The sequence below is a fragment of the uncultured Mucilaginibacter sp. genome (assembly GCF_903913935.1).
GTDB lineage: Bacteria > Bacteroidota > Bacteroidia > Sphingobacteriales > Sphingobacteriaceae > Mucilaginibacter.
The window spans coordinates 1-4896 of the sequence record NZ_CAIWNH010000588.1 but is presented as its reverse complement, the minus strand read 5'-3'; the positions used below and the strand labels follow the sequence as shown (position 1 = coordinate 4896).

The following is a 4896-nucleotide window of genomic DNA, read 5'->3' as shown; positions in this document are numbered from 1 at the left end:
GTAAATCCAAACCCGTAAATTGGTGCATGTTTCATTTTAAACAATTCAGCGTTGACCAAAGTGGGTGTGCCATGAAGATCAATACTGATGGGGTTTTGCTTGGCGCGATAACGGAGGCGGTTGATCCTAAAACGATACTGGATATCGGCACAGGTACAGGTGTTATCGCTTTGATGCTTGCGCAGAGATTTATTAATGCGAAAATTGATGCTGTTGAGATCGATGAGTCGGCAGCTAAAACTGCGGGGCGAAATTTTGAAAGTTCCGTTTTCCACGACCGGCTCAATATTTATTCTTCGAGTATTGAAGCCTTTTTTGAAAAATACCCTGATAAAAAGTATGACCTCATCGTGTCGAACCCGCCGTTTTACGTTGATTCATTAAAGCCTCCCGGCGCAAAAAAGGCATTGGCAAAGCACACGGATATTGATTTTTTTGAAACGTTGATTAGCAAAATTTCGGTAGGCCTTAATCCCGCCGGATTGTGCTGGCTGGTACTGCCAATGAGCTTGAGAGAACAGGTCGTTGAATATGCAGAAATCAATGGTCTTCATGTGCAAGATGTAATTGAGGTTAGGTCATACCAAGAATCCACCCCGCACCGCATGATTATAAATCTTTCGCCAGTTGATATATTGTTTGTAGAAAGCGAGATAACTATTTACAAATCAAAGGGCGTATATTCGGAAATGTACAGGGCTTTATTGCAACCTTATTTTTTAGCTTTTTAGTATGAAAATTGTCTCTATTTGTATGGCTTCGCTCATGTTTGTATTTACGATATACAGCTTCTATGAGGTTTTTGAAACTCCCAAAGAATGGCCAACTCCACCCTTCTCACCAATTTTGGTTGAAGGTATACAGCAAGCGTCATTAATATGGGCGATCATAAATTTTGCATTTTTTTTGTCATTCCTATATATAGCTATTAAAAGAGCACGATTAGCAAAATTCAAAATACTTGGAACAGTTTTCCTATTATATATCATAACAATTCTACTGACAAGTTTTATTCGCGTAAATGCTTAAAATAGGCCTCCTTTCCGATACCCACAGCTACCTCGATGACGCGGTGTTTAAACATTTTGAAAACTGTGACGAGATCTGGCATGCCGGCGATTTTGGCAGCATGGAGGTTGCCGAAAAGCTGGCCGCCTTTAAACCGCTGAAAGGCGTGTACGGAAATATCGACGGGCCCGACATCAGGCAGCACTTCCCCGAAAACCTGCGGTTTAATTGCGAAAAAGTGGATGTATGGATGACGCATATCGGCGGCTATCCTGATCATTACAGTCCTTTGGTAAAGCCTGAAATATACACTAAGCCTCCAAATTTATTTATCTGTGGTCATTCGCATATTTTAAAGGTTATTTACGACAAAAAGATCAATTGTTTGCATATAAACCCCGGAGCAGCCGGGAAACAGGGCTGGCATAAAGTACGGACTTTAGTTAGATTTTGCATTTCTGAAGAAAAAATCCATACCTTCGACCTTATTGAAATGCCAAGATAGTACGTATAAAATACACTAAGTCCTATGAAGATCGCAAAAACCTTAGGCCAGTTTATCATCGAAAAGCAGGCCGACTTCCCCTATGCCAAAGGAGAATTGTCACGCCTGTTACGCGACATCGGCATTGCCGCCAAGATCGTTAACCGCGAAGTGAACAAGGCAGGCCTTGCAGATATTTTGGGTGAAGCCGGTACCACCAACATCCAGGGCGAGGGTCAGAAAAAGCTTGACGTTTATGCCAATGAGCAATTTATATCCGCCTTAAAACACGGCGGCGTATGTTGTATCGTAGCCTCCGAAGAAAACGATGAATATATCCCCATAGAATCTGATGTTTCTAAAGACGCCAAATATATTGTCGCCATGGATCCGTTGGATGGTTCGTCAAACATTGATGTTAATGTAGCGGTCGGTACCATTTTTTCTATTTACCGCCGTAAATCAACAACCGGGAAAGCCTCTATTGATGATGTCCTGCAGAATGGTACCGAGCAGGTAGCAGCGGGTTATGTGATCTATGGTTCATCAACCATGCTGGTTTATACTACCGGTAAAGGGGTTAATGGATTTACCCTGGACCCATCCATTGGTGAATTTTGCCTGTCGCATCCGGATATGAGAATCCCGAAAGATGGCACTATATACTCTATTAACGAAGGTTATTATAGCCATTTTCCGGATGGGGTAAAAAAATACATCAAGTATTGCCAGGTAGAGGATCAAAAAACAAACCGGCCATATACATCAAGGTATATTGGTTCCATGGTGGCGGATATTCACCGTAATTTAATAAAAGGCGGCATTTTTATCTACCCGGTAACTGCCGGCGCACCCAACGGCAAATTACGTTTGGTTTATGAATGTAACCCCATGGCATTTATTGTTGAGCAGGCTGGTGGTTTAGCCAGTAATGGTTATCGGCGTATCCTGGGGCTCGATGTAACCGAACTGCACCAACGCTCCGCGATATTCATTGGTTCCGAAAATATGGTAAAAAAGGCCGAAGAAATGATGGCCTGTTTCTCACCCCAGGTAACCAAGAAAAGTTTTGAAGGGGTGGTGGAGCTGCAGTGAGTTGGTTGTTGTAATGTTTCAAGGTTGGAAAGTTGAAATGTTTTCAACTTCACACCGACAGGCTAACATTACAACATTGTAACTTTTCAACCTTACAACAACTTTGCCGCCTCCATCTCAAAAACGGAATCAATCAGCAGATTTTTTTGTTTTCCTGCCGCAACGGCCAGTTCATCGCAACGCTCATTTTCCGGGTGGCCGGCATGGCCGCGTACCCAAACGAATTTTATTTTGTGTATTTTGCTGATATCGAGATAGCGCAGCCACAGGTCTTTGTTTTTTTTGCCTGCAAAGCCTTTTTGCAGCCAGCCGTAAACCCATCGTTTCTCAATGGCGTCAATAACATATTTCGAGTCGGAGAAAATCGTTACTTCCTGGTTGGGCGTTTTTAAAGCTTCCAGTCCTTTAATAACAGCCAGCAGCTCCATGCGGTTGTTGGTGGTTTTTCTAAAACCTTCTGAAAGTTCTTTATAATGTTTGCCCGAACGCAGGATCACCCCATATCCCCCCGGCCCCGGGTTGCCGCTTGATGCACCATCTGTAAAAATTTCGATCATTCTTTTAGTTCATGGTTTATAGTTGATGGTTCATGGCCTTTTGCTTCGGGTAAAAAGCCTTTCCATCAAACTAATTCATTGGGGCCAAAAATATAAAATAAATCAGGGCTATGAACTATGAACCATCAACTATGAACTTAAGAAAGCTTCTTCTTTTTCAATCGCAACGAATTCCCGATCACCACCACATCCGAAAACGCCATAGCGAAAGCGCCCACCATCGGGTTTAAAAAGCCAAAAGCTGCAATAGGTATGGCCACAATATTATAGGCAAATGCCCAAAAAAGGTTTTGTTTGATGGTGATCAGCGTGTGCCTGCTGATCTGTAAAAACTTAACTACTGAATTCAGGTCGGTGTTTAGTAACACCACCCGTGCTGATTGAATGGCTACCTGGCTTGAATCGTTCATGGATACCCCGACATCAGCTTTAGTTAGCGCAGGGGCATCATTAATGCCATCGCCTATCATTATGGTTTTACCCTTTTGACGATAAATTTCAATTACCACTAATTTTTCATCAGGCAATTTTTCCGAATGGACTTCGTCAATTCCTATTTGCTGCGCAACCTTTAAGCAACGGCTATGTTTATCTCCGCTCAGCAAAACCGGGATGATGTTCATTTTTTTTAGTTGCTTAATCAGGTTAGCAGCTTCAGGTTTAATCTCGTCATCAACGGCGATCAATGCCAGTTGTTTTTGGTTTTTATAAAGCGTTAAATTAAATTCCCCGTCAACAGATGATTTGCCTGTTCCCAAAAAATAATGATTCCCTTCAATATCTTCGGCCCGCATGCCTAAGCCTTTTTCTTCTTTAACCGATTTTAATATCAACTTGGTCTTGGGAAGTGCCTCAAGCCCTTTCACCAGCGATTTGGCAATAGGGTGGTTTGATCTTTCTTCAATTGCCGTAATTATCCCTCTTATTTGTTCAATATCGGCGCCGCTTTCAGCTTTTATGTTGTTGATGCTGAACTTACCAGTTGTCAATGTTCCGGTTTTATCAAACACCACATATTTGGCATGTGAAACCGCCTCGATCGTATCGCCTCCCTTTATCAAAATGCCGTTTTTTGCAGCCCTGCCCAGGCCCACCATTACTGCGGTAGGGGTAGCCAGGCCCATAGCGCATGGGCACGAGATCACAAGTACAGCAATCGCATTCATTAATGAAATACGCATGCCTTCATGGCCGGCATAAAAAGTCAGGATAAAAGTAATAATTGAGATAAGGATAACCGCCGGCACAAATATGGCCGCCACTTTGTCGCCAAGTTTTTGTACGGGTGGCTTGGCGGCCTGCGCTTTCTTCATGAGTTCGATAATTTGCGCCAGAACTGTATTGGATCCAACCTTAGTGGCGATCATCCTGATATTACCGTGCTCAACGATGGTGCCGCCAATCAGTTTATCATATTTTGCCTTTTCAACCGGGATACTTTCGCCCGTAAGCATCGATTCATTTACCGAAGCGTTGCCCGATAACACTTCGCCATCCACCGGTACCTTATCGCCCTCGTTAACTAACAGCGTATCCCCGGGGCGCACATCCCTTGCGCTGATCACTTCAATCCCCCCATTAATCACCAGGTTGGCGTTTACCTGCTGTATTTTTACCAGGTCCTTAACGGCCGAAGTGGTTTGGGATACGGAGCGTTTTTCTAAAACATTACCCAGTAAAACCAGTGTAATGATGGTAGCGCAAGTTTCATAAAACTGGTAGCGCTCGCCCATGTTTTCGAGGGTACCTACC

5 protein-coding genes are annotated in these 4896 nt (G+C 43.3%); 3 read left to right on the top strand and 2 right to left on the bottom strand.

The genetic code is table 11. The annotated features are described in order from the left end of the window. The 3 genes from QZY09_RS24010 to fbp all read left to right on the top strand — a co-directional run. The coding region (locus QZY09_RS24010) for a tRNA1(Val) (adenine(37)-N6)-methyltransferase (RefSeq protein WP_367119269.1) at positions 1 to 731 on the top strand (731 nt) is incomplete at its 5' end. A gap of 290 nt (positions 732 to 1021) precedes the next feature. After that, positions 1022 to 1513 (top strand): metallophosphoesterase family protein, encoded by a 492-nt coding sequence (locus QZY09_RS24005; RefSeq protein WP_295677069.1) that lies wholly within the window; start codon positions 1022 to 1024, stop codon positions 1511 to 1513. Between the two features lie 24 nt (positions 1514 to 1537). Further along, positions 1538 to 2587, top strand: coding sequence for a class 1 fructose-bisphosphatase (fbp, locus tag QZY09_RS24000; RefSeq protein ID WP_295677068.1), 1050 nt, complete (start codon positions 1538 to 1540; stop codon positions 2585 to 2587). Between the two features lie 92 nt (positions 2588 to 2679). Here fbp and rnhA read toward each other — a convergent pair whose 3' ends face one another. Further along, positions 2680 to 3144, bottom strand: a complete 465-nt coding sequence (rnhA, locus tag QZY09_RS23995; RefSeq protein ID WP_295677066.1) for a ribonuclease HI — start codon at positions 3142 to 3144, stop codon at positions 2680 to 2682. 137 nt (positions 3145 to 3281) lie between these two features. Further along, the coding region (locus QZY09_RS23990; protein WP_295677064.1) for a heavy metal translocating P-type ATPase at positions 3282 to 4896 on the bottom strand (1615 nt) is incomplete at its 5' end.